The sequence below is a fragment of the Burkholderia sp. PU8-34 genome (assembly GCF_053427725.1).
Window position 1 is genome coordinate 408271 of record NZ_JBSAXC010000005.1, and the last position, 14849, is coordinate 423119.

Sequence of the window (14849 nt, forward strand, 5' to 3'; positions counted from 1 at the left end):
CACATGAACCCCATCGCACTCGTCTGCGCAGCGATTCTCGGGCTGCTGCTGTTCGGGCTCGGGCTTGCCGTTTCGGTCACGCGGTTTCGTGAAACCACCGGGTCCGGCTGCGCATCCGATCCGACGAACCTGCTGCACAAGATCGTGCGCGCGCACGGCAACACGGCCGAATACGCGCCGTTCCTCGCACTGCTGTTTCTCTACCATGGCGCGCACGCGCCTTCGAGCGCGGTCGTGTCGCTGATCGTCGCCGCGACCGTCTGCCGGTGCCTGCTCGTGATCGGCCTGCTCGCGTGGCCGACGATGGCGAAGCCGAACCCCGCGCGCTTCGTCGGCGCGCTCGGCACGTACCTGTGCGGCGCGGCGCTGTGCGTTGCGCTCGTCGCGTGAGCGGCACGCGTCAGGTGGCGTGCATCGCGCCGGTGCGCGCGGCGCCGTGAGGCGCGAGCGGGCGGTGCGCAAGAAACTGCGGTGGCCGCCGCCGCTCCGGCTTGCCGCGCGCTAGACGCTCCCTTCGGTTTCGACGACGAGAATGCGCGCTTCGCCGACCGGGTGCGCGACGTGCTCGGTGCCTGCCGGCGCATGAAACACGTCGCCGGCCGCGAGCAGCACCGAACGTTCGACGCCCGCTTCGCGGTAGTGCATGTCGACGCGGCCGTCGAGCACGGCGAACACTTCGTCGCCGTCGTTCACGTGCCATCGGTACGGCTGGTCGGTCCAGTGCAGGCGGACCGTGATGCCGTGCAGGTTGGCGATGTCCAGCGCGCCCCACGGGCGATCCGCGGTGAACGCGGTGCTGCGGATGATCTTCATGGTCGAGTCTCGATGAACGGATGTAGACCGCGGCGACGGTCGTTTGCGGCGCGTTCGTCGACGCAGGCCGCAACCGGAATGAGGCCCGCGCCGTTTCGCGCAGGCGCTGGACCTATCGCCTGCGGATTCGCGGCAGCGGCTGTTTGCTCGGTCACCAGCCTGTCGAACGTTTGCTGCCGCACTTCGCGAACCGCACGTGCCGCCTACCGGTTCGCGGCGGCGACCGCCTGCTCGATCGCGTGCCGGCGTCTCGCGAGGCCGGCCGCCGATTGTTCCGTGACCCGCTTCACGATCCGTTCCGGCGCGGTGTCGGGCGAGCCCGATTCGAACGGCGGCGCGGGCGCGTATTCGAGCTCGAGCTGGATCGCCTGCGCTTCGTCGTCGCCGGCCAGCTCGGCCGCGATCGTCAGCGCGAAGTCGATGCCGGCCGTCACGCCGCCGCCGGTGATCAGGTTGCCGTCGCGCACGACGCGCGCGTGAACCGGCACCGCACCGAGCGGCTCGAGCAGCGCATGGAATGCCCAGTGGGTCGTCGCGCGTCGGCCGCGCAGCAGGCCCGCCACGCCGAGCAGCAGCGCGCCGGTGCAGACGGACGTCACGTAGCGGGCGGTGGCCGAGCGCTCCCGCACGAACGCGATCGTGTCCGGATCGAGCAGCAGGTCCGTGATCCCGCTGCCGCCCGGAATGCAGATGACGTCGAGCGGCGGGCAATCGGCGAACGTGCGGGTCGGCGTCAGCAGGAGCCCGCTGCTCGACGCGACCGGCTCGCGCGTCTTCCATACCAGATGCACGGCCGCATCCGGCAGCGACGCGAGCACGTCGTGCGGCCCCGTCAGGTCGAGTTGCTGGACGCCCGGAAACACGAGAAAGCCGATATGCAGAGTCATGTGAAATCCCCGAAACGATGGTGAAGCGCCGTCGCCGACGCGCATTGGACAGATCGATTCTAGGCAGGTAGTGTTTGGCGAAATTGCCATATCACCCACGTTTTCAGCCAATCGACATGTCCGACCAACCGCGTTCGATCCTGGTGCTGGCGTTTCCCGGCGCGCAACTGCTGGACGTATCCGGGCCGTTGCAGGTGTTCGCGTCCGTCAACGAGCTCGCGCGCGAGCGCGGGCGGGCCGCACCGTACGCGCCGCGCGTCGTGGCCGCCGACGCGGGCCCGGTCGCGACGTCGGCGGGACTCGTCGTGGTTGCCGATTCGCTGCGCTCGGCCGGGCGGCATCCCGATACGGTGATTGTCGCCGGCGGCAAAGGCGTGCATGCGGCGTCGCGCGATCCGCGGCTGGTCCGCTGGGTCCGGCTGCAGGCCGAGCGGGCGCGGCGCGTCGCATCGGTCTGCACCGGCGCGTTCCTGTTGGCCGAGGCCGGCCTGCTCGACGGCCGCCGCGCGGTCACGCACTGGACGCGCTGCGATGAACTTGCGTCGCGCTATCCGAAGGTCCGCGTGGAAGCCGATCCGATCTTCATCCGCGAGGGGGCGCTGTGGACGTCGGCCGGCGTGACGGCGGGGATCGATCTCGCGCTTGCGCTCGTCGAGGAGGATCTCGGGCGCGCGATCGCGCTCGACGTCGCGCGCGAGCTCGTCGTGTTCCTGAAGCGTCCGGGCGGCCAGGCGCAATTCAGCGCGGCGCTGTCGATGCAGCGCACGGACGACCGCTTCGGCGACCTGCATGCGTGGATCACCGAGCATCTGAACGCGGATCTGTCGGTGCCTGCGTTGGCCGAGCGCGTGCGGATGAGCGAGCGCAGCTTCGTGCGCCACTATCGCGCCGAAACCGGGCGCACCCCCGCACGCGCCGTCGAGCAGATCCGGATCGAGGCTGCGCAGCGCCTGCTCGGTGAGACGTCGTGGCCGCTCAAACGGATCGCCGCCCGCTGCGGGTTCGGTTCCGAGGAGACGCTGCGGCGCAGTTTCGTGCGGATGCTGGGCGTATCGCCGCAGGCGTACCGGGAGCGGTTTGCGGGCTGAGCGGCGCTTGGCGTGCGACGTGCGTGATCCGCTACGGTGCTGCGGCGCGCCCGAGTGCCTGCGACGCGACGCATCGAATCCGGTCGCGCTGCGCCGCGCGTGCATCAAACCGGTGCGCATGGCCGGCGCCGCGTGTAACGGCCGGGAAGCGGATGCTCGCCGGCTGGACGAATTGCTGTCGTTTTCGACTGCGAAGCGTTCGACTATTCGGCGGAGTTGAACAATGGGGCGGGGCTTGTGCCGGCCCTTCCGCGCGCTCTATCCTGTCCTGTTGGCGATTCGAAGGGGGATAGCATGGACCGTATCCAGGCAATGGAAGTTTTCACCCGCGTGGTGGACGCGAACAGCTTCACGCGCGCCGCGGACACGCTCGGGATGCCGCGCGCGTCGGTGACGACCATCATCCAGAATCTCGAGGCGCTGCTCGGCGTGCGGCTGATGCACCGGACGACGCGGCGCCTGTCGCTGACGCCGGAAGGCGCCGCGTACTACGAACATTGCGTGAAGATCATTGCGGAGATCGCGGAAACCGACGCGAGCTTCCAGACCGGCAACCGCAAGCCGAGCGGCGTGCTGCGCGTGCACATGCCGAACGCGCTCGGGCGGCGGCTCGTGATTCCGGCACTGCCGGTGTTCCGGCAGCGCTATCCGGACATCACGCTCGATCTCGGGCTGTCCGACCGGCCGGTGGATCCGGTCGAGGAGGGCATTGACTGCATGATCCGGGTCGGGCCGCTCGAGGATTCGTCGATGGTCGCGCGGCGGATCGGGATGCTCAAGCGCGTGACCTGCGCGTCACCCGATTACCTGAAGCGTCACGGCGATCCGCACGAGATCGCCGATCTCGCCGAGCACCTCGCGGTGAATTTCCGGTCGAGCCACGGCGCGCGGCCGATACCCTGGGTGTTCGTGATCGACGGCAAGCCGGTCGAGATCAGGCTGAAGTCGACCGTCACGGTCAACGATTCGGACGCCTATGTGACTTGCGGCCTCGAGGGTTTCGGGATGATCCAGCCGACACTGTTCATGGTGTTGCCGCATCTGCTCGACGGCTCGCTGCTGGAGGTGCTGCCGGGCTGCAACCCGAAGCCGAAGCCGATTTCGATCGTCTATCCGCACAACCGGCATTTGTCCGCGAAGGTGCGCGTGTTCGCCGACTGGATCGCGGAGCTGTTCGAGTCGACGCCGGCGATGGAGGGCGGGGAGGACTGGCGTCGCAGGTTGCAGGCGCATGCGAGCGACGTGAGTCGCGGGTCGGTGGCGGCGTAACGACGAAAATGAGGCGCCGGCGTGACGGGTGCGGCAGATGAAATCGTGGTGGTGGGGCGGGCATCTTCAGGGCATCGGTCGCTATCATCTCGCGAGTCGGCGCGCGCGCGTGCCGCTCGTTGGTCGGTGCCGGAGTGTGCAGGGGGTGTACGTGGTGGCGATGCACTCGCGCGTTACGCTGGCAGCGGCAGTCGATCGGCTGGTGAGCGAGGCGGTGATGCAGGGCGGGACGCCCGATGAGCTGGCTGCGCTTGCGCCGCCAGAGCGGCGGTAAATGAACAGGATTCGCGGAAAAACGCAGAGCAGAAATGAAAAACCCCTGCAGGTCAAAGACCTGCAGGGGTTTCGCATTTGGTGGCGAATCAGGGATTCGAACCCCGGACCTGCGGATTATGATTCCGTCGCTCTAACCGACTGAGCTAATTCGCCGAAGACTTGAATTATGCTGATGTCCCTTTGGGGTGTCAACACCTTTTTTCATATTTCTCGAAAAAAGTTGCAGGCACCCCGTTCCGAGCCTGCCGGGAGGGGGCTGGGCCGGGTGCCTGCATCCCATGTCCGCCACCCGGCCCGGCGCCCGAAAGGCGGCGTCCACCGCCGCCCGGCACCCGCTACGTCAATCCTGCGCGTAGATATTCGAGTCCTTCGTCTCCTTGACGAACAGCAGCCCGATCACGAACGTGACCAGCGCGATCACGATCGGATACCACAGCCCGGAATAGATATCGCCCTTCGCCGCGACGATCGCGAACGCAGTCGCCGGCAGGAACCCGCCGAACCAGCCGTTGCCGATGTGATACGGCAGCGACATCGACGTGTAGCGGATCCGCGTCGGGAACATCTCGACCAGCATCGCGGCGATCGGGCCGTAGACCATCGTCACGTAGATCACGAGGATCGTCAGGATCACGATCGTCATCGGCCAGTTGAGCTGCGCCGGATCGGCCTTCGCCGGGTAGCCGGCCGCCTTCAGCGTGGTCGCGAGCGTCTTGTCGAACGCGGCACCCTTTGCCTTCGCGTCGGCCGCCTTGCCGTCATACGTGTCGATCACGGTGTCGCCGACCTTGATCTGCGCGGCCGTGCCCGCCGGCGCCGCGACGTTTTCATAGTTCAGGCCGGCCTTCGCGAGCGCGCTCTTCGCGATGTCGCACGAGCTCGTGAACTTCGACGTGCCCACCGGGTTGAACTGGAACGAGCAGCTGCCCGGATCGGCGACGACGGTGATCGGCGCCTTCTGCGTCGCGAGCTCGAGTTGCGGATTCGCGTAGTGGGTGAGCGCCTTGAACAGCGGGAAGTAGGTCAGCGCGGCGATCAGGCAGCCCGCGAGGATGATCGGCTTGCGGCCGATCTTGTCCGACAGCGAGCCGAAGAACAGGAAGAACGGCGTGCCGATCAGCAGCGCGATCGCGATCAGGATGTTCGCGCTGGCGCCGTCGACCTTCAGCGTCTGCGTGAGGAAGAACAGCGCATAGAACTGGCCCGTGTACCACACGACGGCCTGGCCGGCCGTCAGGCCGACGAGCGCGAGGATCACGATCTTCAGGTTCTTCCACTGGCCGAACGCTTCGGTCAGCGGCGCCTTCGACGTCTTGCCTTCAGCCTTGATGCGCAGGAACACCGGCGATTCGTTCAGCTGCAGCCGGATCCACACCGACACCGCGAGCAGCAGGATGGACGCGACGAACGGCACGCGCCAGCCCCAGGTGCCGAACGCTTCCTCGCCGATGGAGGTGCGCACGCCGAGGATCACGAGCAGCGACAGGAACAGGCCGAGCGTCGCGGTCGTCTGGATCCATGCGGTGTAGAAGCCGCGCCGGTGCGCCGGTGCGTGTTCGGCGACGTAGGTCGCCGCGCCGCCGTATTCGCCGCCGAGCGCGAGGCCCTGCAAGAGCCGCATCGCGATGAAGGTCACGGGTGCTGCGATGCCGATCGACGCATAGCCGGGCAGGAAGCCGACCACGAACGTCGAGATGCCCATGATCACGATCGTCACGAGGAACGTGTGCTTGCGTCCGACGAGGTCGCCGAGCCGGCCGAACACGATCGCGCCGAACGGACGCACCGCGAAGCCGGCGGCGAAGCCGAGCAGCGTGAAGATGAACGCGGCCGTCGGGTTGACGCCGGAGAAGAAGGTCTTGCTGATGTAGGCCGCGAGGGAACCGGCCAGGTAGAAGTCATACCACTCGAACACGGTCCCGAGCGACGACGCGAAGATCACCTTCTTCTCTTCGCCCGTCATCGGCGCGTGCGCAATTTGCCCGCCTAACGTTGCCATGAATCGTCTCCAAGTCTCTTGATATTGATGTACGGCCGCCTTGGGGGCGAACCTGTCGACGATTATTGGCGGGCAAACTTACGGCGCACTGACTCGCGCGGACAAAATCGTTCCATGTTAACCCGCGGTGAATGGCGGGCTTCGCGTCGCGATCGCTGTCCGAACGGTGCGCAAATGCGCGCAATTCGCGCCGTCGCGACGCGATGCTGCGGCGCACGTCAGGGTTACTCCGGAGCGGGTTCGTGCAACGGAAGCGTCACGCGCACGAGCGTGCCCGCTAGACGCGGCATCGCCTGGTACACGTGATCGTCGAGCGTCAGCGTGCCGCCGTGCTGTGCGACGATCTCGCGCACGATCGCGAGCCCGAGGCCGCTGCCGTCGCCTTCGCGGCCGAGAATCCGGTAGAAGCGCTCGAGCACGCGCTCGCGCTCGGCGGCCGGGATGCCGGGGCCGGTGTCCTCGACCTCGACGTATGCAAGCCGCGCCGCCCGATCCGCGCGCACGCGCACGGTGACGCGCCCGCCGTCGGGCGTGTAGCGGATCGCGTTGTCGATCAGGTTGCCGAGCATCTCGCGCAGCATCAGCGGGTTGCCGTCGACATCGAGCGGCACGCCGTCGTCCGGGCCTTCGTAGCCGAGGTCCATCCGCTTCGCGAGCGCGGCCTGCACCCAGTCGCGCACCGCGCGCCGCGCAAGCGGCGCGACGTCGACGGGCTCGAACATCAGCCCGCTCGCGCGGTTCTCGGCGCGCGCGAGCGCGAGCAGCTGCGTGACGAGCCGCGCGGCCTGCTCGGAGCTCGTCGCGATCTGTTCGAGCGAGCGCTGCACGTCCGCGGACACTTCATGGCGCAGCGCGAACTCGGCCTGCGTGCGCAGCCCGGCGAGCGGCGTCTTCATCTGGTGTGCGGCGTCGGCGATGAAGCGCTTCTGCAGCGCCATGTTCTGTTCCAGGCGTGCGAGCAGGTCGTTGAACGACGTGACGAGCGGCTCGATCTCCGGCGGCGCGCGCTGCGCCTCGACCGGCGACAGGTCGTCGGGGCGCCGCGCGCGGATGTGCGCCTGCAGCGCGTTGAGCGGCGCGAGCCCGCGCGACAGCCCGAACCACACGAGCAGGATCGCGAGCGGCAGAATCACGAACTGCGGCAGGATCACGCCCTTGATGATGTCGTTCGCGAGTGCGTTGCGCTTGTCGAGCGTCTCGCCGACCTGCACGAGCACCGGCTGCGTGCCGCTCGCCTGCGGCAGCGCGACGGTCGTATAGGCGACGCGCACGTCGTTGCCGCGCAGCAGGTCGTCGCGGAACACGACGACGCCCGGCGGCGGCCGGTCCTCGTCGCGCGGCAGCGGCAGGTCGGCCTCGCCCGCGACCAGCTCGCCGCGCGTGCCGAGCACCTGGAAATAGACGCTGTCGACGTTGTCCGCGCGCAGGAAGTCGCGCGTCGCCTGCGGCAGCGACAGCTCGGCGACGCCGTTGACGGGATGGATCTGCCGCGCGAGCACGTAGGCGTTGGTCTCCAGCGCGCGGTCGAACGGGCCGTTTGCGATCGTCTTCGCGACGAGATACGTGACGGCGATGCTCATCGGCCACAGCAGCAGCAGCGGCGCGAGCATCCAGTCGAGGATCTCGCCGAACAGCGAACGCGGGCGCGCGGTTTCGGGGGTGTCGGTTTCGTCGGGCGGCGCGAACGGGTTTTCATAGCGCGCATCGCGCGCGTCGTCGGCGGCGGACGCGGGCTCGCCGACCGAATGGCGGGAGTGGACCGGCGTGGCCATGGCGGCGACGGCCGGCCGTCAGCGCGGCGTGCCGGCGGCCGCGGGCTGGGACGCCGCCGGGTCCGGCGCGGGGGCGGTTTTCTCGAGGCAGTAGCCGAGGCCGCGCACGGTCGCGATTCGCACGCCGCTCGGCTCGATCTTCTTGCGCAAGCGGTGCACGTAGACTTCGATCGCGTTGTTGCTGACTTCCTCGCCCCATTCGCACAGGTGGTCGACGAGCTGTTCCTTCGACACGAGCCGGCCGATCCGCTGCAGCAGCACCTCGAGCAGGCCGAGCTCGCGCGCGGACAGGTCGAGCACGCGGTCGTTCGCGTACGCGATGCGGCCGACCTGGTCGAACGCCAGCGAGCCGTGGCGCACGACGGTCGGGCCGCCGCCCGCGCCGCGCCGGGTCAGCGCGCGCACGCGCGCTTCGAGCTCGTTGAGCGCGAACGGCTTGGCCATGTAGTCGTCGGCGCCGAGGTCGAGACCCTTCACGCGCTCGTCGACGCTGTCGGCGGCGGTCAGGATCAGCACGGGCAGGTTGGAGTTGCGCGCGCGCAGGCGCTTCAGGACCTCGAGGCCGGACAGCTTCGGCAGGCCGAGATCGAGGATCAGCAGGTCGAACGCCTGCATCGACAGGGCCGTGTCGGCCTCGACGCCGTTCTTCACGTGGTCGACGGCATAGCCCGACTGGCGGAGTGACCGGGTGAGGCCGTCCGCGAGTATGCTGTCATCTTCGGCGATGAGAATTCGCATGTTGCGTAACCGGGGGCCGGCAGGGCGCTTGCGCCGGCGCGGCTGTCTCCGAAGGGGTTCGTGTGTTGTGCGGCCCACATCGCGGGCTTGCATAAAACACTGTTTTTTTATACAGTGTCTGCATTCGTGCGCAGCGGCTTGAAAACCGGCGCGCCTATATCAGACGCTGCTCATCATAGCAAAGGACGATTCATGGAAGATAGCAAGAAAGGCTCCGGGCTGACTGCCGAGAAGAGCAAGGCGCTGGCCGCCGCGCTCGCGCAGATCGAGAAGCAGTTCGGCAAAGGGTCGATCATGCGCATGGGCGACGGCGAGGCGGCCGAGGACATCCAGGTCGTGTCCACGGGCTCGCTGGGCCTTGATATCGCACTCGGCGTCGGCGGCCTGCCGCGCGGCCGGGTGGTCGAGATCTACGGTCCGGAATCGTCAGGCAAGACCACGCTCACGCTGCAGGTCATTGCCGAGCTGCAGAAGCTCGGCGGCACCGCGGCGTTCATCGACGCCGAGCACGCGCTCGACGTCCAGTACGCGGCCAAGCTCGGCGTCAACGTGCCGGAGCTGCTGATCTCGCAGCCGGACACCGGCGAGCAGGCGCTGGAAATCACCGACGCGCTGGTGCGCTCGGGCTCGATCGACATGATCGTCATCGACTCGGTCGCGGCGCTCGTGCCGAAGGCCGAAATCGAAGGCGAGATGGGCGATTCGCTGCCGGGCCTGCAGGCCCGCCTGATGTCGCAGGCGCTGCGCAAGCTGACGGGCACGATCAAGCGCACGAACTGCCTCGTGATCTTCATCAACCAGATCCGGATGAAGATCGGCGTGATGTTCGGCAACCCGGAAACCACGACGGGCGGCAACGCGCTGAAGTTCTATTCGTCGGTGCGTCTCGACATCCGCCGGATCGGCTCGATCAAGAAGAACGACGAGGTGATCGGCAACGAAACCCGCGTGAAGGTCGTGAAGAACAAGGTGTCGCCGCCGTTCCGCGAAGCGATCTTCGACATCCTGTATGGCGAAGGCATTTCGCGTCAGGGCGAGATCATCGATCTCGGCGTGCAGGCGAAGATCGTCGACAAGGCGGGCGCCTGGTACAGCTACAACGGCGAGAAGATCGGTCAGGGCAAGGACAACGCGCGTGAATTCCTGCGCGAGAATCCGGAAATCGCACGCGAGATCGAGAACCGCATTCGCGAATCGCTCGGCGTCGCCGCGATGCCGCAAGGCGCGGATAACGAAGCCGAGGCGATGGACGAAGAAGAGTGATGGTCAGGCGCCGGGATGACACGGGCAAGCCGGCGGAGCACGACGCGCGCGATGCGCCGGGCGGCTCCGGGCGGCGTGCCGTGTCCTCCGGCGCCAGCCGGCGGCCCGCAGCGCATCCCGCGAGCCGCACCGCGACGAGGGTATCCGACGATGCCCTCGTTTCGTTTCAGGTGAGCGCACCGGACGATCCGTTCGATAACGACGAATCGTTCGATGCACACGACCGGGCGCGCCGTCGCGTGTCCGGCATCGGCTTCCCGCGCGATCGCGCGTCTGCGGCGGCGTCTGCCGCGGCTCCGGAAGACGTCTATACCCGCACGAGCCAGAACCCGCGTCGCACGCGCCGATCGTCCGGCGCCGCTGCCGATGCGGAGACCGGCGCATCTGCGCGCGCGTCATCATCGTCATCGTCGAAGCCCGCCCGTTCGCTGAAGGGTCGCGCGCTCGGCTACCTGTCCCGGCGCGAATACAGCCGCGCCGAACTCGCGCGCAAGCTCGCGCCGTACGCCGGCGAGGACGAATCCGTCGAGCCGGTGCTCGACGCGCTGGAACAGGACGGCTGGCTGTCCGACGCGCGCTTCGCCGAGAGCCTCGTGCATCGCCGCGCGTCGCGCGTCGGTGCCGCACGGATCGTCAACGAGCTGAAGCGCCACGCGGTCGGCGACGCGCTCGTCGAAGAGGTGAATGCACAGCTGCGCGAGACCGAATGGGCACGTGCGCAGGCGGTCTGGCGCAAGAAATTCGGTGCACTGCCGCAAACGCCCGCCGAGCGCGCGAAGCAGGCGCGCTTCCTCGCGGCGCGCGGCTTCTCGAGCGCGACCATCGTGAAGTTGCTCAAGTGCGGCGACGAATTGTTCGGCGACGACTGACCGCACCGGGTGCGCGCGCAACGCGCGATTTTGCTGCAACGCAACCGCATCCTGACAGGCGGGAATACCCGTCGTCGCGTCAGGCTGTCTCAAATACTCAATATGCTAAAATCCACGGGTTTTCCTCTTCGGCCTCAACCTCCAGCATGCCGCTATCCGAGCCCGTGCCCCGTCAGTTGCGACATCGACGCGCAATCCGAGCGGAAGCCTACGAGCGCGGCGACGGCTTGTGGGACATCGAAGCCTGCCTGACCGATCACAAGCCGCGCGACGTCGCGCTTGCGTCGGGCATCCGGCCCAACGGCCTGCCGATCCACGAACTCTGGCTGCGCGTGACCATCGATCGTGACCTCAATGTCGTCGACGCCGAGTCGTCGTCGGAATGGGTGCCATATCCCGGTCATTGCCAATCCGCCAATCCCGCCTACCGGGCCCTCGTCGGGCTCAATCTCTTCCGCAATTTCCGCCGCGATGCGACCCGGCTTCTGTCCGGTGTCGCGGGCTGTTCCCATCTCACCGAGCTGTGCGCCGTGCTGCCGACGGCGGCGATCCAGGCGTTCGCCGGCGACGTGTGGAACGTGCGGGAGGAGGGCGGCGAAGGGCCGGATCATGACGGCGCGCAGGCGGAGCCGCCGTTCCAGCTCGGCCGCTGCCAGGCGCTGCGGTTCGACGGCGACGTGGTGCAGCAGTTCTACCCGCGCTGGTATGGCGCGAGTCGGCTGGAGCCGGACATGCCCGTCCGGGACATGCCCGTCCGGGACATGCCCGTCCGGGATGGCACGAAGGAATGAACGGAAATCATTCGAAGAAGCGTCTTAAGCGACTTTTCATCCAACTCTCAGACTGAAGGGAATCACGCATGAAGATTCACGAGTACCAGGGTAAGGAAATCCTGCGGAAATTCGGAGTCGCGGTACCGCGCGGCAAGCCGGCGTTCTCGGTTGACGAGGCCGTCAAGGTGGCAGAAGAGCTCGGCGGCCCGGTTTGGGTCGTGAAGGCTCAGATTCACGCGGGTGGCCGTGGTAAGGGCGGCGGCGTGAAGGTGGCGAAGTCGATCGAGCAGGTTCGCGAATACGCGAACCAGATCCTCGGCATGCAGCTCGTCACCCACCAGACCGGTCCGGAAGGCCAGAAGGTCAACCGTCTGATGATCGAAGAAGGCGCCGACATCAAGCAGGAACTGTATGTCAGTCTCGTCGTTGATCGCGTGTCGCAAAAGATCGTTCTGATGGGTTCGAGCGAAGGCGGCATGGACATCGAAGAAGTTGCCGAAAAGCACCCGGAACTGATCCACAAGGTCATCGTCGAGCCGTCGACCGGCCTGCTCGACGCCCAGGCCGACGACCTCGCCGCGAAGATCGGCGTGCCGGCTGCTTCGATTCCGCAAGCGCGTGCCATCCTGCAAGGCCTGTACAAGGCATTCTGGGAAACCGACGCGTCGCTGGCTGAAATCAACCCGCTGAACGTCTCCGGCGACGGCAAGGTCATCGCACTCGACGCGAAGTTCAACTTCGACTCGAACGCGCTGTTCCGCCATCCGGAAATCGTCGCATACCGCGATCTGGACGAAGAAGATCCGGCTGAAATCGAAGCGTCGAAGTTCGACCTCGCGTACATCTCGCTCGACGGCAACATCGGCTGTCTCGTGAACGGCGCGGGCCTCGCGATGGCGACGATGGACACGATCAAGCTGTTCGGCGGCGAGCCGGCGAACTTCCTGGACGTCGGCGGTGGCGCGACGACCGAGAAGGTCACCGAAGCGTTCAAGCTGATGCTGAAGAACCCGGACCTGAAGGCGATCCTCGTGAACATCTTCGGCGGCATCATGCGCTGCGACGTGATCGCGGAAGGCGTGATCGCCGGTTCGAAGGCCGTGAACCTGAACGTGCCGCTCGTCGTGCGCATGAAGGGCACGAACGAAGACCTCGGCAAGAAGATGCTGGCCGATTCGGGCCTGCCGATCATCTCGGCTGACAGCATGGAAGAGGCTGCGCAGAAGGTCGTCGCGGCTGCCGAAGGCAAGTAAGCGCGCTATTGAACACGCATGGCGGCGCGGCTTGCACGCGACGCCAATCGAACAGAGGTCAAAATACATGTCGATTCTGATCAACAAGGACACGAAGGTCATCACGCAGGGCATTACCGGCAAGACCGGTCAGTTCCATACGCGCGCCTGCCGTGAATACGCAAACGGCCGCGAAGCATTCGTCGCGGGCGTGAACCCGAAGAAGGCCGGCGAAGATTTCGAAGGCATTCCGATCTACGCAAGCGTCAAGGAAGCGAAGGAAGAAACCGGCGCGACCGTGTCGGTCATCTACGTTCCGCCGGCAGGCGCAGCTGCTGCGATCTGGGAAGCGGTCGAAGCCGATCTGGATCTCGCGATCTGCATCACGGAAGGCATTCCCGTCCGCGACATGATCGAAGTGAAGGACCGCATGCGCCGCGAAGGCCGCAAGACGCTGCTGCTCGGGCCGAACTGCCCGGGCACGATCACGCCGGACGAGCTGAAGATCGGCATCATGCCGGGTCACATCCACCGCAAGGGCCGCATCGGCGTCGTGTCGCGTTCGGGCACGCTGACGTATGAAGCGGTTGCTCAGCTGACGGCACTCGGCCTCGGCCAGTCGTCGGCAGTCGGCATCGGCGGCGACCCGATCAACGGTCTGAAGCACATCGACGTGATGAAGATGTTCAACGACGATCCGGATACGGATGCGGTCGTGATGATCGGCGAAATCGGTGGTCCGGACGAAGCCAACGCCGCTCAGTGGATCAAGGACAACATGAAGAAGCCGGTCGTCGGCTTCATCGCGGGCGTCACGGCGCCCCCGGGCAAGCGCATGGGCCACGCCGGCGCGCTGATCTCGGGCGGTGCGGATACGGCCGAAGCGAAGCTGGAAATCATGGAGGCGTGCGGCATCACCGTCACGCGCAACCCGTCGGAAATGGGGCGCCTGCTGAAGAAGGCGCTGTAAATTCCGCCTGGGTTCGTCCTGCAGAAAACGCCGGCCCAGCCGGCGTTTTTTGTTATGCTCGCGCAATATTTTCGTAAGACTCGGCGCGCATCATGCGTGGGGCCGCGTATCCGCGCCCGTACCCGAATCCGTACCCGCGTCCGGCGGGCCGATTCTCCTGCCTGCTCCCGCCCATGCTCGAATACCTGACGTCGCTCCACTGGGGGGCCGTGTTCCAGATCGTCGTGATCGACATCCTGCTCGGCGGCGACAACGCGGTCGTGATCGCGCTCGCGTGCCGCAACCTGCCGGCAAGCCAGCGCCTGCGCGGCGTGATCTGGGGCACCGCTGGCGCGATCATGCTGCGGGTCGTGCTGATCGTGTTCGCGGTCGTGCTGCTCGGCGTGCCGTTCCTGAAGTTCGCGGGCGGCGTGCTGCTGCTGTGGATCGGCATCAAGCTGATGGCGCCTGCTACCGACGCGCACGACGACATCAAGCCGGCCGACAAGCTGTGGGCGGCCGTGAAGACGATCGTGATCGCCGATGCGGTGATGAGCCTCGACAACGTGATCGCGATCGCCGGCGCCGCGGAGCAGGCCGATCCCGCACACCGGCTCACGCTCGTGATCTTCGGGCTCGTCGTCAGCGTGCCGATCATCGTGTGGGGCAGCACGCTGGTGCTGAAGCTGCTCGATCGTTTTCCGATCGTCGTCACGTTCGGTGCGGGCCTGCTCGGCTGGATCGCGGGCGGGCTGATGGTGAACGACCCGGCCGGCGACCGCTGGCCGCTGCTCGACACGCCGGCCGCGATCTACGGCGCGAGCGTCGCCGGCGCGCTGCTCGTCGTGGCGGCCGGCACTGCGCTGAAAAAGCGCCACCGTGCATCGGGGGCCTCCGGCTCGCACTGATACATCGACGCGT

The 14849-nt window shown here is 66.9% G+C and carries 15 protein-coding genes and 1 tRNA gene; 10 read left to right on the forward strand and 6 right to left on the reverse strand.

Features of this window, described 5'->3' with window-relative positions; translation table 11 throughout:
- The first annotated feature begins 3 nt into the window (after positions 1 to 3).
- The gene (locus tag ACV22Z_RS15855; protein WP_448077240.1) at positions 4 to 390 is read left to right on the forward strand and encodes an MAPEG family protein; all 387 of its coding nucleotides are present in this window, start codon (positions 4 to 6) and stop codon (positions 388 to 390) included.
- Between the two features lie 111 nt (positions 391 to 501).
- On the opposite strand, the gene ACV22Z_RS15860 is transcribed toward ACV22Z_RS15855, so the two are convergent.
- Together ACV22Z_RS15860 and ACV22Z_RS15865 are read right to left on the reverse strand one after the other, a co-directional pair.
- Entirely contained in the window at positions 502 to 813 is a 312-nt protein-coding gene (locus ACV22Z_RS15860) for a cupin domain-containing protein (RefSeq protein ID WP_448077241.1), read from the reverse strand.
- Between the two features lie 203 nt (positions 814 to 1016).
- Complete coding sequence (locus ACV22Z_RS15865) at positions 1017 to 1700, reverse strand: DJ-1/PfpI family protein (RefSeq protein ID WP_448077242.1); 684 nt, start codon at positions 1698 to 1700, stop codon at positions 1017 to 1019.
- A gap of 116 nt (positions 1701 to 1816) precedes the next feature.
- On the opposite strand from ACV22Z_RS15865, the gene ACV22Z_RS15870 reads away from it, so the two are divergent.
- The 3 genes from ACV22Z_RS15870 (at position 1817) to ACV22Z_RS15880 (ending at position 4331) form a co-directional block, all read left to right on the forward strand.
- Complete coding sequence (locus tag ACV22Z_RS15870) at positions 1817 to 2788, forward strand: GlxA family transcriptional regulator (protein WP_448077243.1); 972 nt, start codon at positions 1817 to 1819, stop codon at positions 2786 to 2788.
- A 294-nt stretch (positions 2789 to 3082) separates the two neighbouring features.
- Positions 3083 to 4057: a LysR family transcriptional regulator gene (locus ACV22Z_RS15875; RefSeq protein ID WP_448077244.1), complete on the forward strand. Its 975-nt coding sequence runs from the start codon at positions 3083 to 3085 to the stop codon at positions 4055 to 4057.
- 37 nt (positions 4058 to 4094) lie between these two features.
- Entirely contained in the window at positions 4095 to 4331 is a 237-nt protein-coding gene (locus tag ACV22Z_RS15880; RefSeq protein WP_448077245.1) for a hypothetical protein, read from the forward strand.
- Between the two features lie 78 nt (positions 4332 to 4409).
- Here the strand turns inward: ACV22Z_RS15880 and ACV22Z_RS15885 are convergent.
- The 4 genes from ACV22Z_RS15885 to ACV22Z_RS15900 all read right to left on the reverse strand — a co-directional run bounded on the left by ACV22Z_RS15885 (position 4410) and on the right by ACV22Z_RS15900 (position 8842).
- Positions 4410 to 4486, reverse strand: a tRNA-Met gene (locus tag ACV22Z_RS15885).
- 187 nt (positions 4487 to 4673) lie between these two features.
- Entirely contained in the window at positions 4674 to 6332 is a 1659-nt protein-coding gene (locus ACV22Z_RS15890) for an MFS transporter (RefSeq protein ID WP_448077246.1), read from the reverse strand.
- Positions 6333 to 6556: 224 nt separating this feature from the next.
- A complete protein-coding gene (locus ACV22Z_RS15895) occupies positions 6557 to 8104 on the reverse strand; it encodes a sensor histidine kinase N-terminal domain-containing protein (protein WP_448077247.1) in 1548 nt (515 codons plus the stop codon).
- An 18-nt stretch (positions 8105 to 8122) separates the two neighbouring features.
- Positions 8123 to 8842, reverse strand: coding sequence for a response regulator (locus ACV22Z_RS15900; protein WP_448077248.1), 720 nt, complete (start codon positions 8840 to 8842; stop codon positions 8123 to 8125).
- Positions 8843 to 9034: 192 nt separating this feature from the next.
- On the opposite strand from ACV22Z_RS15900, the gene recA reads away from it, so the two are divergent.
- From recA to ACV22Z_RS15930, 6 genes are all read left to right on the forward strand, one after another.
- A complete protein-coding gene (gene recA, locus ACV22Z_RS15905; protein ID WP_448077249.1) occupies positions 9035 to 10105 on the forward strand; it encodes a recombinase RecA in 1071 nt (356 codons plus the stop codon).
- On the forward strand, positions 10105 to 10974 hold the full coding sequence (gene recX / locus ACV22Z_RS15910) for a recombination regulator RecX (protein WP_448077250.1): 870 nt from the start codon (positions 10105 to 10107) through the stop codon (positions 10972 to 10974). Before recA ends, recX begins: the two co-directional genes overlap by 1 nt.
- Positions 10975 to 11120: 146 nt before the next feature.
- A complete protein-coding gene (locus tag ACV22Z_RS15915; RefSeq protein WP_448077251.1) occupies positions 11121 to 11765 on the forward strand; it encodes a DUF2889 domain-containing protein in 645 nt (214 codons plus the stop codon).
- Positions 11766 to 11833: 68 nt separating this feature from the next.
- Positions 11834 to 13000, forward strand: coding sequence for an ADP-forming succinate--CoA ligase subunit beta (sucC, locus tag ACV22Z_RS15920; RefSeq protein ID WP_017334083.1), 1167 nt, complete (start codon positions 11834 to 11836; stop codon positions 12998 to 13000).
- Between the two features lie 67 nt (positions 13001 to 13067).
- Positions 13068 to 13949 carry a succinate--CoA ligase subunit alpha gene (gene sucD / locus ACV22Z_RS15925; protein WP_042586225.1) on the forward strand — a complete coding sequence of 294 codons (882 nt, stop codon included), beginning with the start codon at positions 13068 to 13070 and terminating at the stop codon, positions 13947 to 13949.
- 173 nt (positions 13950 to 14122) lie between these two features.
- A complete protein-coding gene (locus ACV22Z_RS15930; RefSeq protein ID WP_448077295.1) occupies positions 14123 to 14836 on the forward strand; it encodes a TerC family protein in 714 nt (237 codons plus the stop codon).
- Positions 14837 to 14849: the final 13 nt, after the last annotated feature.